We start from the raw sequence: 22,096 nt of genomic DNA on the forward strand, positions 1-22,096 counted from the left end.
ACAGGGATCGGGATACGTCGAGGAAGGCGGGCGAGACGGCGCCGTCAGCCATCAGCGCACGCCGCCGAGACGGCAAAAGGGTTCAGACGGGACATGGGCCATGACGGCTCCTCGCACTCAGGTCGGCGAAACGCGGCCGGAGCGGCAGGATCGCCGGATTCGCCAAGACGGGCGACGAAAGCCAAACGGCGACCTTGGGCCGCCGCCACGACTATTGCGGACGCGGCCGGTCGATGGGAGGCGGCGCCTTGGCGCGCTGACGCAACGCCTCGGCGTAGGCCTCGACCTCTTCCGCCGTGCGCGCCGTTTCAGGCGACATCTGGCTGGCGTCGATGCGGCGGTTGATCGATTCGGCGAAGACGGCCGGGTCTTCGTTCAACGTCCACTCGATGCGCGCGACCTCGGCGCCCAAGGCGACGCTGCGCTCCTGCAGGGTGGCGACGCGGCCGGCGATCTGTTCCGGCCCCGGCAAGGGCTGGCTGGAGCGCGGAAAGTCCGCCCAGCGCGGATACTGGCGGTTCTCGTCCACCAGTTGCTGCACGCGCGGCGCCAGGGGCGAGGTCGGGTCGGTTTGAGGCGCGAAGGCGCTGACGCAGCCGCTCAGCAGCGCGGCTCCGCCCAGCATTGCCGCCAGACCTGTCTTTTTCAGCATCAGCACGTTCATTTCCTGCAACGACATATGCCATCATCGCGCCGGGAGGAAGGCGTGCGCGTCGCGCGCCCCCATCGGAGGTTCCGCGCCCATGGCCAAGCGCCCGACCAAGACCCCGTCCGCCACGCCGGATGCGCCCGCCGCGCCGCGCAAGTCCGGACGCCCCACCTCGGCCAAGCCGCGCGCCGCCAAGAAGCCCGCCCCTGTGGAAGAAATGAAGGCCGCCGCGCCTGAAAAACCCGCAGCCGAGGCCCCTGCCCCGCCGCCCGAAACGCCGAACGCCGCGCCCGACTTCATGGCCTTCAGCGCCGAACAGCGCCAGCAGCTCGAGACCCTGTCGCTGAACCTGGCCAAGGCGGCGATGATGGCCCAGACGGCGGTGGCCGAGGCGGCCCTGTCACAGGCCGACCGCCCCGCCGCCCTGTCGCCGGATCCGTTCAACGTGGCCCCGGCCATGTCTTCCGTCATGACCAGCCTGGCCGCCCGCCCCGAAAAGCTGTTCCAGGCCCAGGCCGACCTGTTCGGCCGCTACATGGAGCTGTGGTCGACCACCACGCGGCGCGCCATGGGCGAGACGGTCGACAGCCCCGCCCCGTCCGACAAGCGGTTCCGCGATCCGGCCTGGTCCGAGAACCCCATGTTCGACATGATGCGCCAGTCCTATCTGGCCACCTCGGACTGGATGAACGGTCTGGTCTCCAGCGTCGAGGACGTGGACCCGCGCGTGAAACGCCGGGCGGAGTTCTTCACCCGCCTGCTGACCGACGCCTTCTCGCCCGCCAACTTCCTGGCGTCGAACCCCGTGGCGCTGAAGGCCCTGGCCGAGACCAGCGGCGAATCCCTGGTGCGCGGGATGCAGAACTTCGCCGCCGATCTGGAGCGCGGCGCCGGGTCGCTGAAGATCAGCCAGGCCGACTATGGCCGCTTTGTTCTGGGCGAGAACGTCGCCACGGCGCCGGGTCAGGTGGTCTGGCGCGACGAACTGTTCGAGCTGATCCAGTATGACGCCGCGACGGAACAGCAGCATGCCGTCCCGCTGCTGATCTTCCCGCCGTGGATCAACAAATTCTACATCATGGACCTGCAGCCGGCGAACTCGCTGATCCGCTGGCTGAGCGCGCAGGGCTTCACCGTCTTCGTCTGCTCATGGGTCAATCCGGACCGCGACAAGGCGGAGTTCGGCCTCGACGACTACATGAAGAAGGGCGTCTATCGCGCTGTCGAAAAGACGTTGGAGCAGACCGGCCAGACGCATGTGAACGCCGTCGGCTACTGCATCGGCGGCACCATGCTGGGCGCCAGCCTGGCGCACATGGCGGCCAAGGGCGACGACCGCGTCGCCTCCGCCACCTTCTTCGCCGCCCAGCACGACTTCGCCGAGGCGGGCGACCTGCTGCTGTTCACCGACGAGCACTGGCTGGCCGAGATCGAGCGGCTGATGGACGAGGCGGGCGGCGTCCTGCCCGGCACGGCGATGGCCGACACCTTCAACGCCCTGCGCGCCAACGACCTGATCTGGTCCTTCTTCGTGTCCAACTATCTGATGGGCAAGGCGCCGCCCGCCTTCGACCTGTTGGCGTGGAACGCCGACCAGACGCGGATGCCCAAGCGGCTGCACCTGCAATACCTGCGCCTGATGTACGGCCAGAACGCCCTGGCCAAGGGCGAGCTGGAGATCGACGGCGAGCGCATCGACCTGTCCAAGGTCCGCATCCCCCTCTATTTCCAGGCCAGCCGCGAGGACCACATCGCGCCGATGAATTCGGTCTATCGCTCGGCGCGGCTGTTCGGCGGGCCCGTGACCTATACGCTGGCCGGATCGGGCCACATCGCCGGGGTCATCAATCCGCCCTCCGCCCAGAAATATCAGCACTGGGTCAACGCCGCCCTTCCCGAAACGCTCCAGGAATGGCAAGCGAAAGCGGAACAGCATCCGGGCAGCTGGTGGGCGCACTGGGCCGATTGGCTGGGCGCCAAGTCCGGCGAGAAGATCGCCGCGCGCGATCCCAAGGCTGGGCCGCTGAAACCCATCGAACCGGCGCCCGGCGCCTATGTGAAAGTGAAGTCTTGAAGCGTATCGAGCCCAACCTGCTGCTGGCCGTCGCCACGGCCATTCCGCTGATCCTGCTGATCGCCACCGCGACCCTGTTCGGCGCGCCGGGACAGTTAGTGAAGTATGTGATGATCGCGCTGATCGTGCCGGTCGCTTTCGTGCCCATGAACGCCGTCATGCGCCGGAAAATGGGTTGGGTGCGCCCGCCGATGATCCATCCGCAGGCTGCATCAACCGCCGTCTGGGCCAGCCTGTTTCCCGCGCTGATCATCCTGGCGGCAGGCGTGCCTCTGATCTTCCCCGGCCACGATTACGGACTGCTGATCATCATCGCCGCCGTCTTCTTCGCCGGAACGGTGGAGTCAGCGATCAAGGCGTCGCGGGCTCAATAGCGCCCTACCGTCATCCCCGGCCCTGTGCCGGGGATCCAGACCCTCGACGTGGAATGCAGATGCTCATCCTTGACCTCGGCATGTCTGGATTCTCGGGGCAAGCCCGAGAATGACGGCAGAATAAGGCGTCAGCTGAGGCCGGTCGCCTCGTCCAGACCCAGCATGATGTTGAGGTTCTGGACCGCCGCGCCCGAGGCGCCCTTGCCCAGATTGTCCAGCAGGGCGACCAGACGCGCCTGTTCACCCCCGCGGTCGCCGAAGACGTGCAGGCGCATCCGGTTGGTGCCGTTCAGGCCCTCGGGCTCGATGCCGGTCATGGCCTCGGTCTCGTCGATCTCGGCGACCTCGACGAAATGCTGGCCCTCATAGGCCTCGACCAGGGCGCCGTGCAGCCGCTCGACCGAGGGCGTCTCCGGCAGGGCCGACAGGTGCAGCGGAACCTCGACCAGCATCCCCTGGCGATAGTTCCCCACGGCGGGCGAGAACAACACCGGGCGCGACAGTCCCGCGTGCTTGGTCATTTCCGGCACATGCTTGTGCTTCAGCGTCAGGCCATAGGCGCGGAAGGCGGTCGACGCCCCCTCGGCCTCGAACTCGGCGATCATGGCCTTGCCGCCGCCGGAATAGCCGGACACCGCATTGATCGTGACGGGCCAGTCGGCCGGGACCAGCCCCGCCTTCACCAGCGGCCGCATCAGGCCGATGAAGCCGGTCGGATAGCAGCCGGGGTTCGACACCCGCGTCGAGGCGGCGATGGCCGCACGCTGGCCCGTATCCATCTCGGCGAAGCCATAGGTCCAGCCGTCCGCCACACGATAGGCGGTCGAGGCGTCGATGACCCGCACCGCCGGATTCTCGATCATTGACACGGCTTCCTTAGCCGCATCGTCCGGCAGGCACAGGATGACCGCATCGGCGCTGTTCAGCGCCTCTCGCCGCGCCTCGACATCGCGTCGGCGGTCGCCCAGCAGCATCAGCTCCAGATCGCCGCGCGCCTCCAGACGCTCGCGAATTTCCAGCCCCGTGGTTCCGGCCTCGCCGTCGATGAAGATAGTGTGGGTCATTCGCATCTCCTGCCCTTCTCCCCTTGTGGGAGAAGGTGGCCCGCGCAGCGGGTCGGATGAGGGGTCGCACTGAGGCGACATTCTGGCGATCTTCAGGCAACGACTTTGACGATTGAGAAACCCCTCATCCGTCGGCCTTCGGCCGCCACCTTCTCCCACAAGGGGAGAAGGACAAAAGAAAAGACGCTTCGAGTTGCCTCGAAGCGCCCCTTCGTAAACCCATCGCCGGGTTCGGCGATTAGCGCTTCGAGAACTGGAAGCTGCGGCGAGCCTTGGCGCGGCCGTACTTCTTACGCTCGACGACGCGGCTGTCGCGGGTCAGGAAGCCGTGCGGCTTCAGAACCTTGCGCAGTTCCGGCTCGTAGTGGGTCAGGGCGTGCGACAGGCCGTGGCGGATAGCGCCGGCCTGGCCCGACAGGCCCGAACCTTCGACGGTGCAGATCACGTCGTATTGCGTGGCGCGGTCCGAGACGGTCAGCGGCTGGGCGACCATCATCTGCAGCACCGGACGGGCGAAGTAAGCCGCCACGTCCTTGCCGTTGACGGTGATCTTGCCGGTGCCGCGCTTCACCCACACGCGGGCGATGGCGTTCTTGCGCTTGCCGGTCGAGTACGAACGGCCCAGGGCGTCGATCTTCGGCTCGCGGACGATTTCCTCGGCGGCGGCGGTGCCCAGGCCCTTCAGGGCGTCAAAGCCGGCGGCGGTGTCTTGAGTCACGTCGGTCATGCTCAGGCGCTCCGGGTGTTCTTGGACGACATCGACTTGAAGTCGATGGTCGTGGGCTGTTGGGCTTCGTGTTCGTGAGCCGCGCCGGCGAACAGGCGCAGGTGGGTCATCTGTTTGCGAGCCAGCGGCGACTCCTTGGGCAGCATGCGCTCAACGGCCTTCTCGAGCACGCGCTCGGGGAAACGTCCGCCCAGAACCTTCTCTGGGGTGGTTTCCTTGATGCCGCCCGGGTGGCCGGTGTGGCGATAGTAGACCTTGTCCGTGGTCTTCTTGCCGGTGAACACCACCTTGTCGACGTTGGTGACGACGACGTAGTCGCCGCAGTCAACGTGCGGGGTGTAGGTCGGCAGGTGCTTGCCGCGCAGGCGGTTGGCGATGAAGGTCGCGAGGCGGCCCACGACGACGCCTTCGGCGTCGATGTGGATCCACTTCTTCTCGACCTCGGCCGGCTTCAGCGAAGCCGTGGTGCTCTTCAGCATGATGAGGGTCCTGGAAGACGAAAAACGCGGCCCGAACCAGATGGATCGGGCGGAGGCCGGGGTGATAGAGGGTCACGCGCCGAAGGTCAATGTCGGTTGCGACAGTGATTTTGATGCAAGTGATTGATTTTATTCAATATTTTAAATGAGGTATTAAAATACCTAACTTCGAAATGCGCGCCATGCCTCTCCCTCCCCTTCATGGGGAGGGTGGTTGAGCCCGCAGGGCGAAACCGGGTGGGGTGGTAAGACTATTCAGAACGCCAAAGAAGCATCCAGCAGCCCTCCCCACCCGGCGCTGCGCGCCACCCTCCCCATGAAGGGGAGGGAGAAAGTGCATTACCCTTTCAGCAGCCGATCGCGCGCGGCGTTGACGCGGGCGGCCAGGCCCTCGGTTCCGCCCTGATCCGGGTGCGCGCGCGCCATCAGCCGACGCCAGGCGACGTGAATCGTCTGGGCGTCCGCATCAGCCCCGACGCCCAGAATAGAGCGCGCCTCGGCCTTGCTCATGGGCTCGGCGGGTTGAGCCACCCTGCCCGCTACAGGCCGGATGCGCGACTGCACGGCCAGCCAGACGCCCGCAGACGCCATGCCGCCCGCGATCAGCCATGCACCACGCGCGGCGGCGAACACCGCCCCGGCCAGCAGGGCGGCGCTCAATATAGTGGCGGAGATGCGCCAGTGGCCGCGCCGGGCGCGTTCAGTCTGGCGGCCCAGACGCACCATGGCCCACAGGGCCACGGCGGCCAGACCCAACCAGATCAGGCCCATGAAGCGATCAGGCCGCCGCGTCCATGGCGGCGATGGCGTCGTCCAGACCCAGGGCCTGCATCAGGTTGCGCATCTCCTGACGCGCGGCGACGTGGGCCAGGGACACCGACACCGGGCGGATGTCGTTCGACAGGTCCGCCACCGTCAGGCCGAAGGGGAAGAGTTCGCGATAGATGACCCGGTCGCGCAGGCCCGGCCCGACGCGGAAACCGACCCGTTTGGCCAGCTTGGCCATGCGCGAGGCCAGACGACGACGGTTGCGCGCCTCGGCGACGGCCAGACGGTTGGTGACGACGATCCAGTCGATCGTCACCTGACGGCCCTCGGTGATGGCGCGATGCTTGCGCGCCTCCCAGACGCTTTCGGAATAGATGGACGGCTTGACCAGATCCAAGGTCACAGGGTCGACCTCGCCCAGCAGGTCGAAGTCGACGAAGCTGTCGTTCATCGGCGTGACGATCTGATCGGCGCGGCCGTGCGCGGCGCGCGACAGGGCCGTGTCACCGCCCGGGGTGTCGATGACGATGACGTCCGCGACGCCTTTCGCCTCGGCGTAGGCGGCCTCGAAACGGGCCAGCTGCTCCGTCTCATCGGCCTTATGCAGGGCCTTGCCGTCGCCCATGTCGGGCACGAAGGGCAGCGGCAGTTCGTGACCGTTGGCCTTGGTCCAGGCGACGCGGTTGGCGAAGAACCGCTCCATCGACCGCTGGCGCAGGTCCAGATCGATAATGGCGACCTTGCGTCCGGCGTGCAGAAGGCCGGTGACGATGTGAATGGCCAGGGTGGACTTGCCCGCCCCGCCCTTTTCATTACCGATGACGATGACCTGAGGCTGCGCCATGTGAAATCCCACTGTGATCAGCAGGCGCGACTCATCTTCGTCCGCCGCCCGCCCATGAGCCGCAAGATCAGCCTCCGAGGGCCAATCGTCAACGAAACCTTAAGCTGAGCCTGTGGACGATCAGGCCGCAGCGGCGCCGGATCGGGCGCACCACGGGTCCGAGGCCGCCAGGTCGCGGCACAGGGCCTGAGCCTGTCCGGCGGAGGCGGCGACCTTCAACCGCACCAGGCGACGCCCGCCGACCTCGACCGCCTCATAGACGGGCTGAAGCCCGGACAACACCGCCCCGCCCGGCCCGCCGTTCAGTCGCCTCCAGGCCGCCCGGGCGCCGTCCTCGCTGGAATAGGCGCCCAGTTGCACATGATGTGCAGCGACCACGGCGGGCTTGGACGCCGTCACGGTCTGTGGCGGAGCCTCGGGATCAGGATAAGCCGCCGGCGCCGATGCAGACGCCGAAGCCAGGCGGACCCTGGCGGTCAGGCCCTCGCGCGCATCCCACAGCTCATGCGGCGTCATCAGCTCGACCTTCAGCGGCGCGGCCCGCTCGCGCGGACGACCCGGCGCAGCGACCGGCGCCTCGCCCGCATCCTCGGCGGACAAGGGAATGGCCGCGATCCGTTCGGCCGCGCTCTCGAACCGGCTGGGGTCGCTTTCCGCCACGCCGCAGCCGACCAGCAGCCCGGCAAGGACGCAGATCGGCGCAAGACGCAGGAGGACGGAAGCGTTCATGCCCCTATATTGAACGACGGATTTTGAGACAGGGTTGAGGAACAGGCTTAACGTCGATTCACCCTGTTCCTCAGCCGGGCCCTCTGTCAGCCGATGGCGCCGACGCCGCCCTCGACGTCGCCCGGCGCCACGTCGGCGTCGGTCAGGGCCAGGGTCCAGCCGTGGTGGGTGTTCAGGCCCCAGCGGCGCGCGCCCGACCCGTCCCCCGCATCGCCGCCCGCCGTAACCACGACGCGGCGGCCCTTCGGCAGGGCCGGCGGATCGATCTTGCCGACAGCCAGAGACGTCGGCGTCTCGCCGCCATAGCCGTCGAACACGCTGAGCATCGACCATTCGCGGCGCAGACCGATCCACCAGGGATCGTCGCCGCTGATCGACAGGACGGCCACGCCCTTGCCCTCGGCCGCATGGGCCAGGGCGGCCTGCGGGTCGAGGACCAGCTTGATGTCGGCGGCGGCGCCGAAACGCAGGCGGGCGCCGTCCACGGCCTTGGCCGGGTCGATGGGGGCCCAGACCTGGACCTGCAGACGGCCCTGGCGCGCCAGGCCCCAGCCGACGATCTCGCGCCACAGATGCTCGACCGCCTCGCGGTTCTCAGGGTCGCACTGCTTCAGCAGACGCGCCTGGACGGCCTGTTCGCGGTCGGGGCGCAGCTTGGTGTGGGGGCCGGTGGGGGCGTCCTTGGCCTTGCCCACCTGGGCGGCGACGGCCAGGCGGCGCTCGAACAGTTCGAGGATCTGATCGTCCAGGCTGTCGATTTCGGCGCGCAGGGCGGCCAGCGCCTTCTGTTCGGCGCTCAATTCAACGGTTTCAGCGGGCCAGACTTGCTGGATAGCGGATTGCGACATGGGAGATGGCTTTCGGCATGAATTTTTTCGATAGGAAGCCGCGTCCGCCGATGAAGATCAGGCAAGGACGCGCGGTATGGCCGCTTGGGGAGAAGCGGTCGCCAGTGAGACAGTCAGGGTTGGTTAGAAACCCGACGCCTCAGCCGGCGTATCGAAAGCCGTAATAGCCATAGCCAAAATAGAAGCCGGCCACCGCGCGCGAGGTGGTTTCAAGGGTCATTTGTGCGCGCAGCGAGGACATGAATCCGGTCCGGTTTCTGGATCAGGGTCGATCCGACCGGACCTTAAAGCCGCAAACTTTATGCGCGGTCAAGCCTGAGGGGCCGTGAACAGGACAAAACGGGTCCGGTTGTCGCTGAAATCCTGCAAATCGTTGCGCAGAACCACCAACCCATAGACCTCGGCCGCGCGGGCCGGCGCCACGGCGGCGCGGCTCACGTCGTCCGCCTCGGCCACGGCGGCGGCGGCGCCCCCGGTGTCGAACGCCTCGACCGCCGCGATCTTCATCTCGTTCAGGGCCTTGGAGCACTGCTGCAGGGCGACAGGATGGCTCTCGGCCGTCTTCACGTCCGACAGGCGCGCTTCGGGCACGCCCAGCAGGGCCAGACGGATCGGCCGCCAGGCGTCGCTGACCGCGACCAGTCCCGCCTGCCGCACCAGGGTGGCGGCAGGCTCGACTACGCCGACGGTCGAGTTCTCGACGGGGATCAGAGCGCACTGGCAGTCGCCGCTCAGGACAGCGTCAATGGCGCCTTGAAAGGTCTCGAAGCCGACGGCCTCGTCCCACGGGCGCAGGTCCAGGCAGGCTTCATGGCTGAAGGCGCCCGGCGCGCCCTGATAGGCGACGCGGCCGGGCGTTTCGTCTTCTGCCGTCATGCGGCCTCGGACCGGGCCTGCCGCCCGGCCTTGAGGCGCTCGGCGACCAGGAAGGCCAGTTCCAGCGCCTGATCCGCGTTGAGGCGCGGGTCGCAGTGGGTGTGGTAACGGCTCGACAGGTCGTCTTCTGTGACCGCCTGGGCGCCGCCGATGCATTCGGTGACGTTCTGGCCGGTCATCTCCAGGTGGACGCCGCCGGGGTGGACGCCCTCGGCCTCGGCCACGTCGATGAAGCTGCGGACCTCGCCCATGACGCGATCGAAGGGCCGGGTCTTGTAGCCGTTGCCGGCTTTCAGCGTATTGCCGTGCATCGGGTCGATCGACCAGATGACGCGCTTGCCCGCCGCCTTCACCGCCCGCATCAGACCCGGCAGGCGGTCGCCCACCTTGTCGTGGCCGAAGCGGCCGATCAGCGTCAGGCGGCCCGGAATATTGTTCGGGTTCAGGGCGTCGATCAGCGGCAGCAGGTCGTCCGCCGTCATGGTCGGCCCGCACTTGACCCCGATAGGGTTGGAGATGCCGCGCATGAACTCGATGTGGGCGCCGTCCAGCTGGCGGGTGCGCTCGCCGATCCACAGCATGTGGGCCGAGGTGTCGAACCATTCGCCGGTCGAGCCGTCCAGACGGGTCAGGGCGCTCTCGACGTTCAGCAGCAGGGCTTCGTGGCTGGTGAAGACCTCGACGCGCGACAGGTCAGGATGCGTCTCGGGCGTGACGCCGACCGCCTCCATGAAGGCCAGGGCCTCGGTGATCTTGTCGGCCAGCTCGCGATAGGCCGCGCCCGCGCCGTCGTCGGCGAAGCCCAGCGTCCAGCGGTGGATGTTGTACAGGTCGGCGTACCCCCCGCCCGCGAAGGCGCGCAGCAGGTTCAGCGTCGAGGCCGACTGATTATAGGCGCGGATCAGGCGCTGCGGATCGGGCGTGCGCTCTTCCGGCGTGAAGCCCATGCCGTTGATGATGTCGCCGCGATAGGACGGCAGTTCGACCCCGCCGATTTCCTCGACCGGGGACGAGCGCGGCTTGGCGAACTGACCGGCGATACGGCCGACCTTCACCACCGGCTTGCGGCCGGCGAAGGTCAGCACCACCGCCATCTGCAGGATCAAGCGGAAGGTGTCGCGGATGTTGTCCGTCGAGAACTCCTTGAAGCTCTCGGCGCAGTCGCCGCCTTGCAGCAGGAAGGCGTTGCCCGCCTCGACCTGGGCAAGGTGATCGGTAAGCTTGCGCGCCTCGCCCGCAAAGACGAGGGGCGGCATCGCGCGCAGCTCGTCTTCGACGCGCGCCAATTCGGCGGCGTCCGGATAGTCCGTCGGCATGTGCAGGACGGGCTTGTTTCTCCAGGATTCGGGGGTCCAGCGCTTACTCATGCCGGCAAGATAGGCTTTTCCCCCGTCCGGAACAATGAAGCTTGCGCGAAATCAGCCGGTCAGCGGTTTCCATGCCTCATCGGCGGGCAAGGGTGCGAACAGGGCCTCGATCTGGGCGTCCGAAACCGAAGAAAGCTCGGCCGGCGACCACTGAGGGGCGTTGTCCTTGTCGATGATGACGGCGCGTACGCCTTCCTGGAAGTCATGCGTCTGAACCACTCGCCCGCCCAGGGCGTATTCCATCGCCATGTTGTCGGCGAAGTCGGTCAGCGTCGCCCCGGTGCGGATCTGGCGCAACGACACCTTCAGCGACTGCGGCGACTTGGTCTTCAGGATGTCGAGCTGCTTCTGCGCCCACTCCGAACCGTCGGCTTGAAGGGCGGCGACGATCTCTTCCACCGTATCGAAGGCGAACAGGCGGTCGATGGCCTCACGGTGCGGCGCCAGCGGCGACGGTCCGGCGTCCCCGGCGGCGCGATCGGCGACCGCCTTCGGATCGGCGGACGCGGCCAGCAGTTCAGTCTTCAGGCTCTCAACAGCCTCGGACGCGACGAAATGGGTATGAATGCCCAGCGCCACCGTATCCGCCGCCTTCAGCCGCGCGCCGGTCAGGGCGAGCCAGACGCCCGTCTGCCCCGGCAGGCGCGGCAGGAACCAGCCGCCGCCCACATCGGGGAACAGGCCGATGCCCGTCTCCGGCATGGCGTAGGTGGTGCGCTCGGTGGCGATACGGACGTCGGCGGGCTCGCTGATGCCCACGCCGCCGCCCATGACGATGCCGTCGACCACCGCCGTGATCGGCTTGGGATAGACGAACATCAGATGGTTCAACTGATACTCGGCCTTGAAGAAGGCCTTGGCCTCGGACGCATCCCCTGCCCCGCTCTCGGCGATCATGCGGATGTCGCCGCCCGCGCAGAAGCCGCGCTCGCCCGCATGGTCGATCAACACCGACCGAACCGCGTCGTCCCCGCGCCAGGCCAGCAGGGCCTCGATCATCGACTCGCACATGGCCCGGTTCAGGGCGTGGATCGCCTTGGGCCGGTTCAGGGTGATGCGGCCGACACCATTTTCGATGCGGGTGATGACTTCAGATTCAGACAAGACTTCCTCCAGGGCGGAGCGCCGCGACAAGCGACTATTCAGCGGTTGAATGATCCGGGACGGCGAGGGCCTGTCCACGTTCGATCAACTCCAGCTCGATCAGGGCCGCCACCTGCCCCGCCCGCCAGTTGATCGTATAATAGCCAAGCAGGCTGGCCGACACGCCGACGATGATCAAGGCAAAGCCGAACCCGCCCCCGACCATGATCATGCGCGTGAACTCTGGCGCGACCTGGAAACCAGCCAAGATCGCCGTCACCGGACCCGAGACATAGAACAGCGCCGCCATCTTCCACAGGGCGTCATTCCGCGCCGCATTGATCCGAGCGATCCCCGCCAGAGCCGTCAGCTGGGACGCATCCAGATCAGCCAGTATCGCTCCCGCGCTGACGCCCATCGGCGTGGCCTTCAGCGTCGAGACGACATCCACCTCATACAGGCCCCAGCCCGACCGGGAGCCGACGAGATGGCGGACCAGACGCACGAAGCGGAACTCCGTCGTTAAACGCCGCCAGACGGCCCATAGCGCCTCGCGATCGCGGCCAGCCGCCGCTGCATTGGTCGGAGCCACCGCCATGGCGGGCTCTGCGAACGCCTCGACGGGCTCGGCCGTCATCCCCGCGCCAGCTCGCGCGCCACGATCACGCGCATGATCTCGTTCGTGCCTTCCAGGATCCGATGAACGCGCAGGTCGCGCACGATCCGCTCCAGCGGGTAGTCCTTCAGATAGCCGTAGCCGCCGTGCAGTTGCAGCGCCTGATCGGCGATCTGGAAACAGGCGTCGGTCGTCAGGCGCTTGGCCATGGCGCACCATTTGGTCTTTTCCGGGTGGCCGGTATCGATGGCCCAGGCGCCGCGCAGCACCATCAGGCGGGCGGCCTCAAGGTCCGTCGCCATGTCCGCCAGCTCGAACTGGGTGTTCTGGAACTGGCCGATGGCCTGGCCGAACTGCTTGCGGCCGGCGACGTATTCCTGGGCCGTCTCCAGCGCCAGACGCGCCCCGCCCAGCGAGCAGGCGGCGATGTTCAGGCGCCCGCCGTCCAGACCGGCCATGGCGTATTTGAAGCCCGCGCCTTCCTCGCCCACAAGGTTGGCGACCGGCACCCGGCAGTCGTCGAAGCTGACCACGGCGGTCGGCTGGGCGTTCCAGCCCATCTTCTTCTCATTGGCGCCGAACGACAGGCCGGGCGTCCCCGCCTCGACCACGATGGTCGAGATGCCCTTGGGCCCCTCGCCGCCCGTGCGGACCATGACGACGTAGACGTCCGACGTCCCGGCGCCCGAGATGAAGGCCTTGGCCCCGTTCAGCACATAGTGGTCGCCGTCGCGCACCGCCGTCGTCCGCAGCGCCGCCGCGTCCGAGCCCGAGCCCGGCTCGGTCAGGCAGTAGCTGGCGATCTTCTCCATCCCGACCAGCGACGGCACGAAGCGCGCCCGCAGCTCGGCCGAGCCGAAGCTGTCGATCATCCACGTCGCCATGTTGTGGATCGAGATGAAGGCCGCCGTCGCCACGTCCCCGCGCGACAGCTCCTCAAAGATCACCGCCGCCTCGACCCGGCCCAGACCCATGCCGCCGTGTTCCTCGCCCGTATAGATGCCGGCGAAGCCCATCTCAGCGGCGGCCTTCAGCACGTCGACCGGGAAATGCTTGTCTTCGTCCCAGCGGGCCGAGTGCGGAGCCAGTTCGGCCTCGGCGAAGGCGCGGGCCGCGTCCTGAATGGCGCGTTGATCGTCGGTGAGGGCGAAGTCCATGAAAGCTCCCGCATTGCAGCCTGCCCTCTGACGGGGCGTTCGGGGCGCTTCTAAACGCTGGCGGAGCGCGCGTCACCCCGTCCCCGCCGAGGGATGGCACGGGTGGACAGTTCGCCTTTTGCCTCTCCCCGCGCTTTGTTTTAAGCCGCGCGCATGACCATGCCCTTCCAGCCCGCCGCCTTCCCCTACGCCCGCCCGCGTCGCCTGCGTTCGCAGCCCTGGGTGCGTCGTCTGGTCGCCGAGACGACCCTGACGCCGGCCGACCTGATCTGGCCGCTGATCGTCCATGACGGCGACGAGGACCGCCAGCCGGTCGCCTCCATGCCGGGCGTCTTCCGCCTGTCGCCCAAGGAAGCCGCCAAGGCCGCCGTCGAGGCGCGCGATCTGGGCATTCCGATGGTCGCCTTGTTCCCGAACGTGAACGATGGGCTGAAGGACAATGTGGGCGCCGCCGCCACCGACCCGGACGGCCTGATCCCCGACTGCATCCGCGCCATCAAGGACGCCGCGCCCGAGATCGGCGTCATGACCGACGTGGCGCTGGATTGCTACACCGACCACGGCCACGACGGCGTTCTGGAAGACGGCCGCATCGTCAACGATCCGACGCTGGAGCGGCTGGCGGAACAGGCCTTCATCCACGCCCACGCGGGCGCCGACGCCGTGGCCCCGTCCGACATGATGGACGGCCGCGTCCAGGCCATCCGCGAGGCGCTGGAGGCCAATGGCCTCAGCGACACGCTGATCATCAGCTATGCGGCCAAATACGCCTCGGCCTTCTATGGCCCGTATCGCGACGCGGTCGGCTCGTCCAAGTCGCTGACCGGCGACAAGAAGACCTATCAGATGGACTTCGCCAACGCCGAGGAGGCCCTGCGCGAGGTGGCGATGGACCTGTCGGAGGGCGCCGACGCCCTGATCGTCAAGCCGGGCCTGCCTTATCTGGATATCGTCCGACTGGTGTCGCAGACGTTCAAGGTGCCGACCTTCGCCTATCAGGTGTCCGGCGAGTACGCGATGATGCAGGCCGCCTTCGCCAACGGCTGGCTGGATCCGGACCGCGCCATCCTGGAAAGCCTGCACGCCTTCAAGCGCGCGGGGGCGTCCGGCGTCATCAGCTACTTCGCGCCGCAAGCCGCGCGGATGATGGGATAAAGCCCTTCTCCACTTGCGGGAGAAGGTGGCTCGCGTAGCGAGACGGATGAGGGGTTGCTAGACATCGGCCGACGCCAGCCCCCCTTCATTTCAGATTTCGGAGAGCCCCCTCATCCGAGCCCTTCGGGCCCACCTTCTCCCACAAGGGGAGAAGGCTCAGGCTGTCGGATCGGCGGCCTTGCCGTACTTCCCCCGGAAATAGGTCAGCGCATCGCCCGGCCGGGTGTCGAACGCCTCGACCCGGCCGACGATGACCAGGTGATCGCCCATGACGATGCGGTCGTGCGTCCGGCAGGTCAGGCGCGTCACCGCGTTCAGCAGACGCGGCGGCTCGGGGTCGTCCACCGCGAACTCGTCGTCCGACAGGCGGCAAACGCCCCAGGCGAAGCGGTCGGACATGGCCTGGTCCTCGACCGGCAGCATATGGACGGCGAAGCGATCCGCCCCGGCGAAGGCGTCGTGGCGGTCGGACTTGACGTCCATGCACCACAGCACCAGCGGCGGATCCAGCGACACTGAGGTGAAGCTGTTCACCGTGATCCCCAGAGGCCCGTCGACCGTATGGGCCGTGACCACGCATACCCCGGTCGCAAACCCGCCCAGCGCCCGGCGATAGGCGCGAGGGTCGAAATCGGCGGCAGGGGAAGCGGACGCGTCGGACATGGCCCTCAGCTAGGCCGTGAAGCCCGCATCGGCAAGGGCGCGGCGCGCCGTCGCATCTCACCGCAACCGCTTCTTAAGCCCCGCATGGGATTTAGGGCGAACGAACACGGTTAAGACGGACCCGCCCCATGGCGCTGAACGATCGCCCGATCCTGATCAAGAAGGTGAAGAAGGTTGCCGGACACGGCCACCACGGCGGCGCGTGGAAGGTGGCCTACGCCGACTTCGTCACGGCCATGATGGCCTTCTTCCTGCTGATGTGGCTGATCAACACGACCGATCCGGAGCAGAAGCGCGGCATCGCCGAATATTTCGCCCCGGCCAACGTCTCGGCCTCGACCTCGGGCTCCGGCGGCATCCTGGGCGGCACCTCGCTAGGCGATTCCGAAGGGGCCAAGGGCGCCGGCTCCAACGCCGTCATCGAACAACTGGCGCCCGAGGCCCCCGACGCCCCGCAGGAAGCGGGTCAGAACTCCAACCTGGCCTCGGCCAGCGAAGCCGCCCTGCGCGCCGAGATCGCCCGGCGCGAGGCGGCCGACTTCGCCAGCGCCGCCGAATCCCTGCGCCAGGCCATGCAGTCCATGCCGGAACTGGCCGAACTGTCGAAGCAGCTGATCATCGACCAGACCCCCGAAGGCCTGCGCATCCAGCTGGTGGATCAGGAAGGCCGCTCGATGTTCGAGAACGGCTCCTCGCGCCCCAATCCGCGCGCCCAATTGCTGCTGCGCGCCGTGGCCAAGGTCATCAACCAGCTGCCCAACCGCATCACCATCACCGGACACACCAGCGCCGTCGCCGGTTCCAGCCGCGCCAGCAGCCCCGGCGACTGGCCCCTGTCGTCGGCGCGCGCCGACGCGTCGCGCCTGACGTTGCAAAGCGCGGGCGTGAGCAGCGACCGGGTCTATTCCGTCGCGGGTAAGGCAGGGTCCGACCCGCTGTATCCCGACGACCCGTCGCTGGCCGGAAACCGCCGCATCGCCATCGTCTTGCTGCGCGAAGCGCCGGTCCTGCCCACGGACACCAGCCTTTAGGACGCGAAGAAGACTTGCGAAAACGGCCGGTTGCGCGCCAAATCAGGACATGAGCCGCGTCTATTCATCCGGCCCCTGTGCGGGCGCTGACGCCGTTACGGAGCGACAGCCGTGACCCAGCACTTCTTCTCGCGCCAGCTCCGCTTCTTCATGACCGCCAGCGCGCCCTGCCCCTATCTGCCGGGCCAGTTCGAGCGCAAGGTCTTCGCCAACCTGCCGTTCAGCGACGGCGCCGACGTCAACGACGCCCTGACCCAGGCCGGATTCCGCCGCAGCCAGAACATCGCCTACCGCCCGGCGTGCGAGGCCTGCATCGCCTGCGTCTCGGTGCGGATTCCGGTGACGGATTTCGAACTCTCACGCTCGCGCCGCCGCATCCTGGCGCGCAATGCGGACCTGTCGCGCGATCTGGTCGAGGCCGAGGCGACGATGGAGCAGTTCGACCTTCTGCGCCGCTATCTGAGCGCCCGCCATCCCGGCGGCGGCATGACCGACATGGGCTGGCTGGACTATGTGTCGATGGTCGAGGACACGGCCGTCCGCACCCATCTGATCGAATACCGCCTGCCCAGCGAGGATGACGGCCCCGGCCGTCTGGTCGGCGTCTGCCTGACCGATCTGCTGCATGACGGCCTGTCGATGGTCTACAGCTTCTTCGATCCGGACCTAGAGCGCCGCAGCCTGGGCCGCTTCGCCATCCTCGACCACCTGCATCAGGCCGAGACCGTGGGCCTGCCCTATGTCTACCTCGGCTACTGGGTCCAGGGCTCACCCAAGATGGACTACAAGGCTGAGTTCCGCCCTCTGGAAGCTCTGCGCCCCTGGGGCTGGGAGCGGCTGTAAAGCCCTTTCTCCTTCTCCCCTTGTGGGAGAAGGTGGCAGGCGAAGCCTGACGGATGAGGGGTTGCTGGACATTAGCCAGACCTGCCTCTTTTTCAGATTTCGGATAGACCCCTCATCCGGCCCTGACGGGCCACCTTCTCCCACAAGGGGAGAAGGAAAACTTACGTCGTCGGCACCGCCGTACCTGAAGCTTGAGGCGCTCCGCCCCACGGCCCGTCGTCCCGACCGCCGGCGAACTGCACCAGCGCCGCGATGCGTTTCTCGATCGGCGGGTGCGTCGCGAACAGGCCCGAGAATCCCGCCTTGTCGGCCGTATTGTCCAGGAACATGCCGCGCAGTTCGTCCGGCGCCTCGACCTTCGACTGGGCCGACACCTTCCTCAGCGCCGAGATCATCGCGTCCGGATTCTTGGTCAGCTCCACCGCCCCGGCGTCGGCCACATACTCGCGCGTCCGCGACAGGGTCATGCGGATGACGGCGGCCAGGCCGAAGCCGATGACGCCGATGGCCAGGCCGATCAGGATCAAGGGCATGGCGTTCTTGTTGTCCCGCCCTCGCCCGCCGCGCATATAGAACAGGCTGCGGAACACCAGTTCGGCCACCACGCTGATGATCCCTGCGAAGATCGAGGCGATCACCATGGTCCGCACGTCCTTGTTGATGACGTGGGTCAGTTCGTGCGCCAGGACGCACTCCATCTCGTCGCGGTTCAGGGCCTGCATCAGGCCGCGCGTGACGGTGACGCTGTAGTTCCCCTCGTGCAGGCCGGACGCATAGGCGTTCAGCGACGGGCTTTCGATGATGCGCAAGGCTGGCGTCTTCATCCCGCGCGAGATCGCCAGGTTCTCCAGCAGATTATAGAGGTCCGGCTCGACCCGGCGCTCGACCTTTCGCGCGCCGGTCATGACGTCGATCATCATCTGATTGCCGAAATAGGCGATGACGAACCAGATCGCCGCCGCGACGGCGGCGAAGGGCACGGTCCAGCCCAGCATGGACGCCGCCAGCGCCAGATCCTGCCCCAGGTCGCCGCCCGAGTTGGGCAGCAGGCCGAACCCCATCATCAGCACCTGGACGCCGAACAATATGCCGACCAGCAGCACCGGGAACCCGGCCAGCAGGATCGCCGACCGGGTATTGTTCCGCCAGATGTGGGTCTTGAGGCCGACGGCCTGACCGAAAACCGCCATTGGGGCTTAGAACTTCACCGTCGGCGGGGCGGCGTTCAGGGCGGCGCGTTCGCCCTCGCCCACGTCGAAGAAGGGCTTGTCCGCGCCGAAGCCGAACATCCCGGCGAACAGGACGGTCGGGAACTGGCGGCGCACGGCGTTGAACTCGCTGACCGCGTTGTTGAAGAAGCGGCGCGCGGCGGCCAGCTTGTTCTCGATGTCGGACAGGTCCATCTGCAGCTGCTGGAAGTTGGCGTTGGCCTTCAGGTCCGGATAGGCCTCGGACACGGCGAACAGGCGGCCCAGCGTCGCGGTCAGCATATTCTCGGCCTGCACCTTCTCATCGATGGTGCGAGCGCCCGCAGCGGCGGCGCGCGCCTGGGTCACGGCGTCCAGAGTGCCGCGCTCATGCGTGGCGTAGCCCTTCACCGTCTCGACCAGATTGGGAATCAAGTCCTGGCGCTGCTTCAGCTGCACGTCGATGTCCGCGAACGACTGATTCGCCGTCTGATCCAGCTTCACCAGCCTGTTGTACGCGCCGACCACGACGAACAGCAGAATGACGACGATCACGCCGATGATGATCCAGGTGATCATTGAGCCTCCTCCGAAAGATCAGGCGTGAATATGGGGGAGCCCCGTCTTCACACCCAATGAATTCGCCGTCACCCTTCTCCCGCTGGGAGAAAGGCGGTTCTAGCGGAACTTGCGCAGACCGCGCGGGCCTTGGCGACCGGCCCCGGCGCGCTTGCCTAGCCAGTCTTTCCAATCGGGCCAGTTGCGGCGACGACCGCCGCCGTCGGCCCATTCCGGCCCCGCCTCGGCGTTGAACACCGTCACATCGGCCAGACCGCCCTGCTTGTAGTTCTGCAGCTTCACGCCCTTGCCCCGGCCCATTTCGGGCAGCTCGGCCAGGGGGAAGATCAGCGTCTTGATGTTCTCGCCGATGACGGCGACGTGGTCGGCCTGCGGTTGGCTGGGGATGCGCAACATGGCCAGCATCTCGCCGTTCAACACCTGCTTGCCGCCGCGCTTCTGGGCCAGAAGGTCGTTCTCGGGCGCGACGAAGCCGTAACCGGCCTTGGACGCGATCAGCAGCTTCGCATCGGGTTCATGCGCCACGACATTGATGATCTCAGCCTTCTCGTCCAGATCGATCATCAGGCGCAACGGTTCGCCGTGGCCGCGCCCGGAGGCCAGCTTGTCGGCGCCGATGGTGAAGATGCGCCCGTCCGACGCCCCGACCAGCAGCTTGTCCGTCGTATAGGCGGGGACCAGGAAGCCCAGCTTGTCGCCTTCCTTGAACTTCAGCTCGGAGGGGTCGTCGACCTTGCCCTTGGCGGCGCGGATCCAGCCGCGATCCGACAGGATGACGGTGATCGCTTCGCGCGGAATGAAGGCTTCCGGCGCCACGAAGGCCGAGGCGTCGACAGCGTCGCCGATCACGGTCCGGCGCGGCGAGACCAGGGCCTTGCGCACGGCCTCCAGTTCCTTGCCGATGGCCTTCCACTGTTTGGTCTCCGAAGATGTCAGCGCCTGCAACGCCGCAAGTTCTTCCGACAGCTCCTTGAATTCCTTCTCGATCGTCATCTCTTCGAGACGGGCCAGCTGACGCAGACGGGTGTCGAGAATGAAGTCGGCCTGAAGCTCGCTCAGTCCGAAGGTCGCGATCAGCGCCGCCTTGGGCTGTTCTTCCTCGCGGACGATGCGGATGACCTCGTCCAGATTCAGGAAGACGATGCGCAGGCCTTCCAACAGGTGCAGGCGCTTTTCGACGCGGGCGATGCGCCACTGGCTGCGGCGGTTCAGCACCACGCGGCGGTGATCCAGGAAGGCCCGCAGACAGTCCTTCAGGCCCATGACGCGCGGCGTGCCGGTGGCGTCCAGCACGTTCATGTTGATGGGGAAGCGCGTCTCCAGATCGGAAAGCTTGAACAGGCTTTCCATAAGGACTTCAGGTTCTACCGTCCGGGACTTGGGCTCCAGGATCAGGCGGATGTCCTCGGCCGACTCATCGCGGACGTCGGCCAGCAGCGGCGCCTTCTTGTTCTCGATCAGGTCGGCCAGCTGTTCGATCAGCTTGGACTTCTGCACCTGATAGGGAATCTCGGTGACGACGATGCGCCAGACGCCACGGCCCAGATCCTCGGTGTCCCAGGCGGCGCGCAGGCGCACCCCGCCCCGGCCCGTCTCATAGGCATCCAGCATGGACGCATGGCCCTCGACCGAGACGCCGCCCGTGGGGAAGTCCGGCCCCGGCACGATCTTGACCAGGTCTTCGGTCGTGGCGTCCGGCTGCTCCAGCAGCAGTTGGCAGGCGTCGATCAATTCACCGACGTTGTGCGGCGGGATCGAGGTCGCCATGCCCACGGCGATGCCCGACGACCCGTTGGCCAGAAGATTGGGGAAGCCCGCCGGCAGGACCACCGGCTCCTCGTCCTGATCGTCATAGGTGGGACGGAAGTCGACCGCGTCCTGATCGATGCCGTCCAGCAGCAGGACTGCGGCGGGCGTCAGCTTGCACTCCGTATAGCGCATGGCGGCCGCGCTATCGCCGTCGATGTTGCCGAAGTTCCCCTGCCCGTCGACCAGCGGATAGCGCTGGGCGAAATCCTGGGCCAGGCGGACCAGCGCCTCATAGATGGAGGCGTCGCCGTGCGGGTGATAGCCGCCCATGACCTCGCCGACGACCTTGGCGCATTTGCGCGCGGCCGCCTGCGGGTTCAGCCGCATCTGATGCATGGCGTACATGATGCGCCGGTGCACCGGCTTGAAGCCGTCACGCACGTCGGGCAGCGCCCGGTTGGTGATGGTCGACAGAGCGTAGGCCAGATAGCGGCGCGACAGCGCATCGCCCATCGGTTCTTCGACGATGCGGCCGCCTTCGGGCGTCGGGGTGTGGATGGTCATACGGCTTCGAATCAATGATCGGACGAGGAAAGTCTAGCGCAGCCAGGGCCTGACGCCGGGATTGTCAGCGCCTATCTGTGCAGAAACGCGCGAAGGAGCCCCGATGAAGACCGCCCTGACCGACCGCCTCGGCCTGTCCTTCCCCCTGATCCAGGCGCCGATGGCCGGAACCTCGACCGCCGAACTGGCCGCCGCCGTGTCGAACGCGGGGGCGCTGGGCTCCATCGCCTTGGGGGCCATCGACGCCGAGGCGAGCCGCAAGGCCATCCGCGCGGTGAAGGCGCTGACCGACCGGCCGTTCAACGTCAATCTGTTCTGCCATGCGCCGGTTGCGGCTGATCCGGCGCGCGATGCGGCATGGATCGACAGCCTGCGCCCGATCTTCAGCGAGTTCGACGCCGCGCCGCCTGAGCGGCTCAACGACATCTACCAGAGCTTCCTGACCGACGACGCCAAGCTGGCCGTTCTGATCGAGGAAAAGCCCGCCGTGGTCAGCGTCCATTTCGGCCTGCCGCGCGCCGATCAGATCGCGGCGCTGAAGGCGGCGGGCTGCGTCCTGATCGCCAGCGCCACCACGCCCGAGGAAGGCCGCGCCGCCGTCGCCGCCGGGTTCGACATGGTGATCGCCCAAGGGGTCGAGGCGGGCGGCCACCGCGGCGTCTTCGACCCG

23 protein-coding genes are annotated in these 22,096 nt (G+C 67.2%); 6 read left to right on the forward strand and 17 right to left on the reverse strand.

Annotation, left to right across the window (positions count from 1 at the left end; translation table 11 throughout):
* Positions 1-211 precede the first annotated feature (211 nt).
* On the reverse strand, positions 212-679 hold the full coding sequence (locus tag BDIM_RS09385; RefSeq protein WP_003165341.1) for a hypothetical protein: 468 nt from the start codon (positions 677-679) through the stop codon (positions 212-214).
* Positions 680-743: 64 nt separating this feature from the next.
* Between BDIM_RS09385 and phaC the strand changes: the two genes are divergently transcribed.
* Together phaC and BDIM_RS09395 are read left to right on the forward strand one after the other, a co-directional pair.
* Positions 744-2,723 (forward strand): class I poly(R)-hydroxyalkanoic acid synthase, encoded by a 1,980-nt coding sequence (gene phaC / locus BDIM_RS09390; protein ID WP_003165342.1) that lies wholly within the window; start codon positions 744-746, stop codon positions 2,721-2,723.
* Positions 2,720-3,097 (forward strand): hypothetical protein, encoded by a 378-nt coding sequence (locus BDIM_RS09395; RefSeq protein ID WP_003165343.1) that lies wholly within the window; start codon positions 2,720-2,722, stop codon positions 3,095-3,097. The genes phaC and BDIM_RS09395 overlap by 4 nt, the downstream gene beginning before the upstream one ends.
* A 128-nt stretch (positions 3,098-3,225) precedes the next feature.
* Here BDIM_RS09395 and argC read toward each other — a convergent pair whose 3' ends face one another.
* From argC to BDIM_RS09455, 12 genes are all read right to left on the reverse strand, one after another.
* A complete protein-coding gene (argC, locus tag BDIM_RS09400; protein WP_003165344.1) occupies positions 3,226-4,161 on the reverse strand; it encodes an N-acetyl-gamma-glutamyl-phosphate reductase in 936 nt (311 codons plus the stop codon).
* Positions 4,162-4,399: 238 nt separating this feature from the next.
* Positions 4,400-4,888, reverse strand: a complete 489-nt coding sequence (gene rpsI / locus BDIM_RS09405; RefSeq protein ID WP_003165345.1) for a 30S ribosomal protein S9 — start codon at positions 4,886-4,888, stop codon at positions 4,400-4,402.
* 2 nt (positions 4,889-4,890) lie between these two features.
* Positions 4,891-5,364, reverse strand: a complete 474-nt coding sequence (rplM, locus tag BDIM_RS09410) for a 50S ribosomal protein L13 (protein WP_172575532.1) — start codon at positions 5,362-5,364, stop codon at positions 4,891-4,893.
* Positions 5,365-5,706: 342 nt separating this feature from the next.
* Positions 5,707-6,138, reverse strand: coding sequence for a J domain-containing protein (locus tag BDIM_RS09415; protein WP_003165348.1), 432 nt, complete (start codon positions 6,136-6,138; stop codon positions 5,707-5,709).
* A gap of 7 nt (positions 6,139-6,145) precedes the next feature.
* Positions 6,146-6,979, reverse strand: a complete 834-nt coding sequence (locus BDIM_RS09420; protein ID WP_003165349.1) for a division plane positioning ATPase MipZ — start codon at positions 6,977-6,979, stop codon at positions 6,146-6,148.
* Between the two features lie 120 nt (positions 6,980-7,099).
* Positions 7,100-7,708 carry an SPOR domain-containing protein gene (locus BDIM_RS09425; RefSeq protein WP_003165350.1) on the reverse strand — a complete coding sequence of 203 codons (609 nt, stop codon included), beginning with the start codon at positions 7,706-7,708 and terminating at the stop codon, positions 7,100-7,102.
* An 86-nt stretch (positions 7,709-7,794) separates the two neighbouring features.
* Complete coding sequence (locus BDIM_RS09430) at positions 7,795-8,556, reverse strand: chorismate mutase (protein WP_003165351.1); 762 nt, start codon at positions 8,554-8,556, stop codon at positions 7,795-7,797.
* Between the two features lie 309 nt (positions 8,557-8,865).
* Entirely contained in the window at positions 8,866-9,432 is a 567-nt protein-coding gene (locus tag BDIM_RS09435) for a prephenate dehydratase domain-containing protein (RefSeq protein WP_003165352.1), read from the reverse strand.
* The gene (locus BDIM_RS09440; RefSeq protein WP_003165353.1) at positions 9,429-10,799 is read right to left on the reverse strand and encodes a class II 3-deoxy-7-phosphoheptulonate synthase; all 1,371 of its coding nucleotides are present in this window, start codon (positions 10,797-10,799) and stop codon (positions 9,429-9,431) included. The genes BDIM_RS09435 and BDIM_RS09440 overlap by 4 nt, the downstream gene beginning before the upstream one ends.
* 51 nt (positions 10,800-10,850) lie before the next feature.
* A complete protein-coding gene (locus BDIM_RS09445; protein ID WP_003165354.1) occupies positions 10,851-11,903 on the reverse strand; it encodes an enoyl-CoA hydratase/isomerase family protein in 1,053 nt (350 codons plus the stop codon).
* 34 nt (positions 11,904-11,937) lie between these two features.
* Entirely contained in the window at positions 11,938-12,519 is a 582-nt protein-coding gene (locus BDIM_RS09450; protein WP_003165355.1) for a hypothetical protein, read from the reverse strand.
* Positions 12,516-13,655 carry an isobutyryl-CoA dehydrogenase gene (locus BDIM_RS09455; RefSeq protein WP_003165356.1) on the reverse strand — a complete coding sequence of 380 codons (1,140 nt, stop codon included), beginning with the start codon at positions 13,653-13,655 and terminating at the stop codon, positions 12,516-12,518. Before BDIM_RS09455 ends, BDIM_RS09450 begins: the two co-directional genes overlap by 4 nt.
* A gap of 153 nt (positions 13,656-13,808) precedes the next feature.
* On the opposite strand from BDIM_RS09455, the gene hemB reads away from it, so the two are divergent.
* A complete protein-coding gene (hemB, locus tag BDIM_RS09460; RefSeq protein ID WP_003165357.1) occupies positions 13,809-14,810 on the forward strand; it encodes a porphobilinogen synthase in 1,002 nt (333 codons plus the stop codon).
* Between the two features lie 156 nt (positions 14,811-14,966).
* On the opposite strand, the gene BDIM_RS09465 is transcribed toward hemB, so the two are convergent.
* Positions 14,967-15,473: a flavin reductase family protein gene (locus BDIM_RS09465; RefSeq protein WP_003165358.1), complete on the reverse strand. Its 507-nt coding sequence runs from the start codon at positions 15,471-15,473 to the stop codon at positions 14,967-14,969.
* A 128-nt stretch (positions 15,474-15,601) separates the two neighbouring features.
* Between BDIM_RS09465 and BDIM_RS09470 the strand changes: the two genes are divergently transcribed.
* On the forward strand, positions 15,602-16,504 hold the full coding sequence (locus BDIM_RS09470; RefSeq protein ID WP_003165359.1) for a flagellar motor protein MotB: 903 nt from the start codon (positions 15,602-15,604) through the stop codon (positions 16,502-16,504).
* A gap of 111 nt (positions 16,505-16,615) precedes the next feature.
* Positions 16,616-17,347 (forward strand): arginyltransferase, encoded by a 732-nt coding sequence (locus BDIM_RS09475; protein ID WP_003165360.1) that lies wholly within the window; start codon positions 16,616-16,618, stop codon positions 17,345-17,347.
* Between the two features lie 161 nt (positions 17,348-17,508).
* On the opposite strand, the gene BDIM_RS09480 is transcribed toward BDIM_RS09475, so the two are convergent.
* From BDIM_RS09480 to parC, 3 genes are all read right to left on the reverse strand, one after another.
* Positions 17,509-18,537, reverse strand: coding sequence for a M48 family metallopeptidase (locus BDIM_RS09480; RefSeq protein WP_003165361.1), 1,029 nt, complete (start codon positions 18,535-18,537; stop codon positions 17,509-17,511).
* Positions 18,538-18,543: 6 nt separating this feature from the next.
* Complete coding sequence (locus BDIM_RS09485; protein WP_003165362.1) at positions 18,544-19,113, reverse strand: LemA family protein; 570 nt, start codon at positions 19,111-19,113, stop codon at positions 18,544-18,546.
* Positions 19,114-19,212: 99 nt separating this feature from the next.
* Positions 19,213-21,426, reverse strand: a complete 2,214-nt coding sequence (gene parC / locus BDIM_RS09490; protein WP_003165363.1) for a DNA topoisomerase IV subunit A — start codon at positions 21,424-21,426, stop codon at positions 19,213-19,215.
* 103 nt (positions 21,427-21,529) lie between these two features.
* Here parC and BDIM_RS09495 point away from each other — a divergent pair.
* Positions 21,530-22,096, forward strand: a 567-nt coding sequence (locus BDIM_RS09495) for an NAD(P)H-dependent flavin oxidoreductase (protein ID WP_040345631.1), incomplete at its 3' end; no start/stop codon positions are given.

The sequence above is a fragment of the Brevundimonas diminuta ATCC 11568 genome (assembly GCF_000204035.1).
Taxonomy (GTDB): Bacteria; Pseudomonadota; Alphaproteobacteria; order Caulobacterales; family Caulobacteraceae; genus Brevundimonas; species Brevundimonas diminuta.

Coding starts and splice junctions, on each gene's coding strand:
- argC (WP_003165344.1), bottom strand. CDS start 4,161: ATGACCCACACTATCTTCATCGACGGCGAGGCCGGAACCACGGGGCTG.
- BDIM_RS09420 (WP_003165349.1), bottom strand. CDS start 6,979: ATGGCGCAGCCTCAGGTCATCGTCATCGGTAATGAAAAGGGCGGGGCG.
- BDIM_RS09435 (WP_003165352.1), bottom strand. CDS start 9,432: ATGACGGCAGAAGACGAAACGCCCGGCCGCGTCGCCTATCAGGGCGCG.
- BDIM_RS09430 (WP_003165351.1), bottom strand. CDS start 8,556: ATGTCGCAATCCGCTATCCAGCAAGTCTGGCCCGCTGAAACCGTTGAA.
- BDIM_RS09450 (WP_003165355.1), bottom strand. CDS start 12,519: ATGACGGCCGAGCCCGTCGAGGCGTTCGCAGAGCCCGCCATGGCGGTG.
- BDIM_RS09415 (WP_003165348.1), bottom strand. CDS start 6,138: ATGGGCCTGATCTGGTTGGGTCTGGCCGCCGTGGCCCTGTGGGCCATG.
- rpsI (WP_003165345.1), bottom strand. CDS start 4,888: ATGACCGACGTGACTCAAGACACCGCCGCCGGCTTTGACGCCCTGAAG.
- hemB (WP_003165357.1), top strand. CDS start 13,809: ATGACCATGCCCTTCCAGCCCGCCGCCTTCCCCTACGCCCGCCCGCGT.
- BDIM_RS09470 (WP_003165359.1), top strand. CDS start 15,602: ATGGCGCTGAACGATCGCCCGATCCTGATCAAGAAGGTGAAGAAGGTT.
- BDIM_RS09480 (WP_003165361.1), bottom strand. CDS start 18,537: ATGGCGGTTTTCGGTCAGGCCGTCGGCCTCAAGACCCACATCTGGCGG.
- parC (WP_003165363.1), bottom strand. CDS start 21,426: ATGACCATCCACACCCCGACGCCCGAAGGCGGCCGCATCGTCGAAGAA.
- BDIM_RS09385 (WP_003165341.1), bottom strand. CDS start 679: ATGTCGTTGCAGGAAATGAACGTGCTGATGCTGAAAAAGACAGGTCTG.
- BDIM_RS09440 (WP_003165353.1), bottom strand. CDS start 10,799: ATGAGTAAGCGCTGGACCCCCGAATCCTGGAGAAACAAGCCCGTCCTG.
- BDIM_RS09485 (WP_003165362.1), bottom strand. CDS start 19,113: ATGATCACCTGGATCATCATCGGCGTGATCGTCGTCATTCTGCTGTTC.
- phaC (WP_003165342.1), top strand. CDS start 744: ATGGCCAAGCGCCCGACCAAGACCCCGTCCGCCACGCCGGATGCGCCC.
- BDIM_RS09455 (WP_003165356.1), bottom strand. CDS start 13,655: ATGGACTTCGCCCTCACCGACGATCAACGCGCCATTCAGGACGCGGCC.
- BDIM_RS09425 (WP_003165350.1), bottom strand. CDS start 7,708: ATGAACGCTTCCGTCCTCCTGCGTCTTGCGCCGATCTGCGTCCTTGCC.
- BDIM_RS09465 (WP_003165358.1), bottom strand. CDS start 15,473: ATGTCCGACGCGTCCGCTTCCCCTGCCGCCGATTTCGACCCTCGCGCC.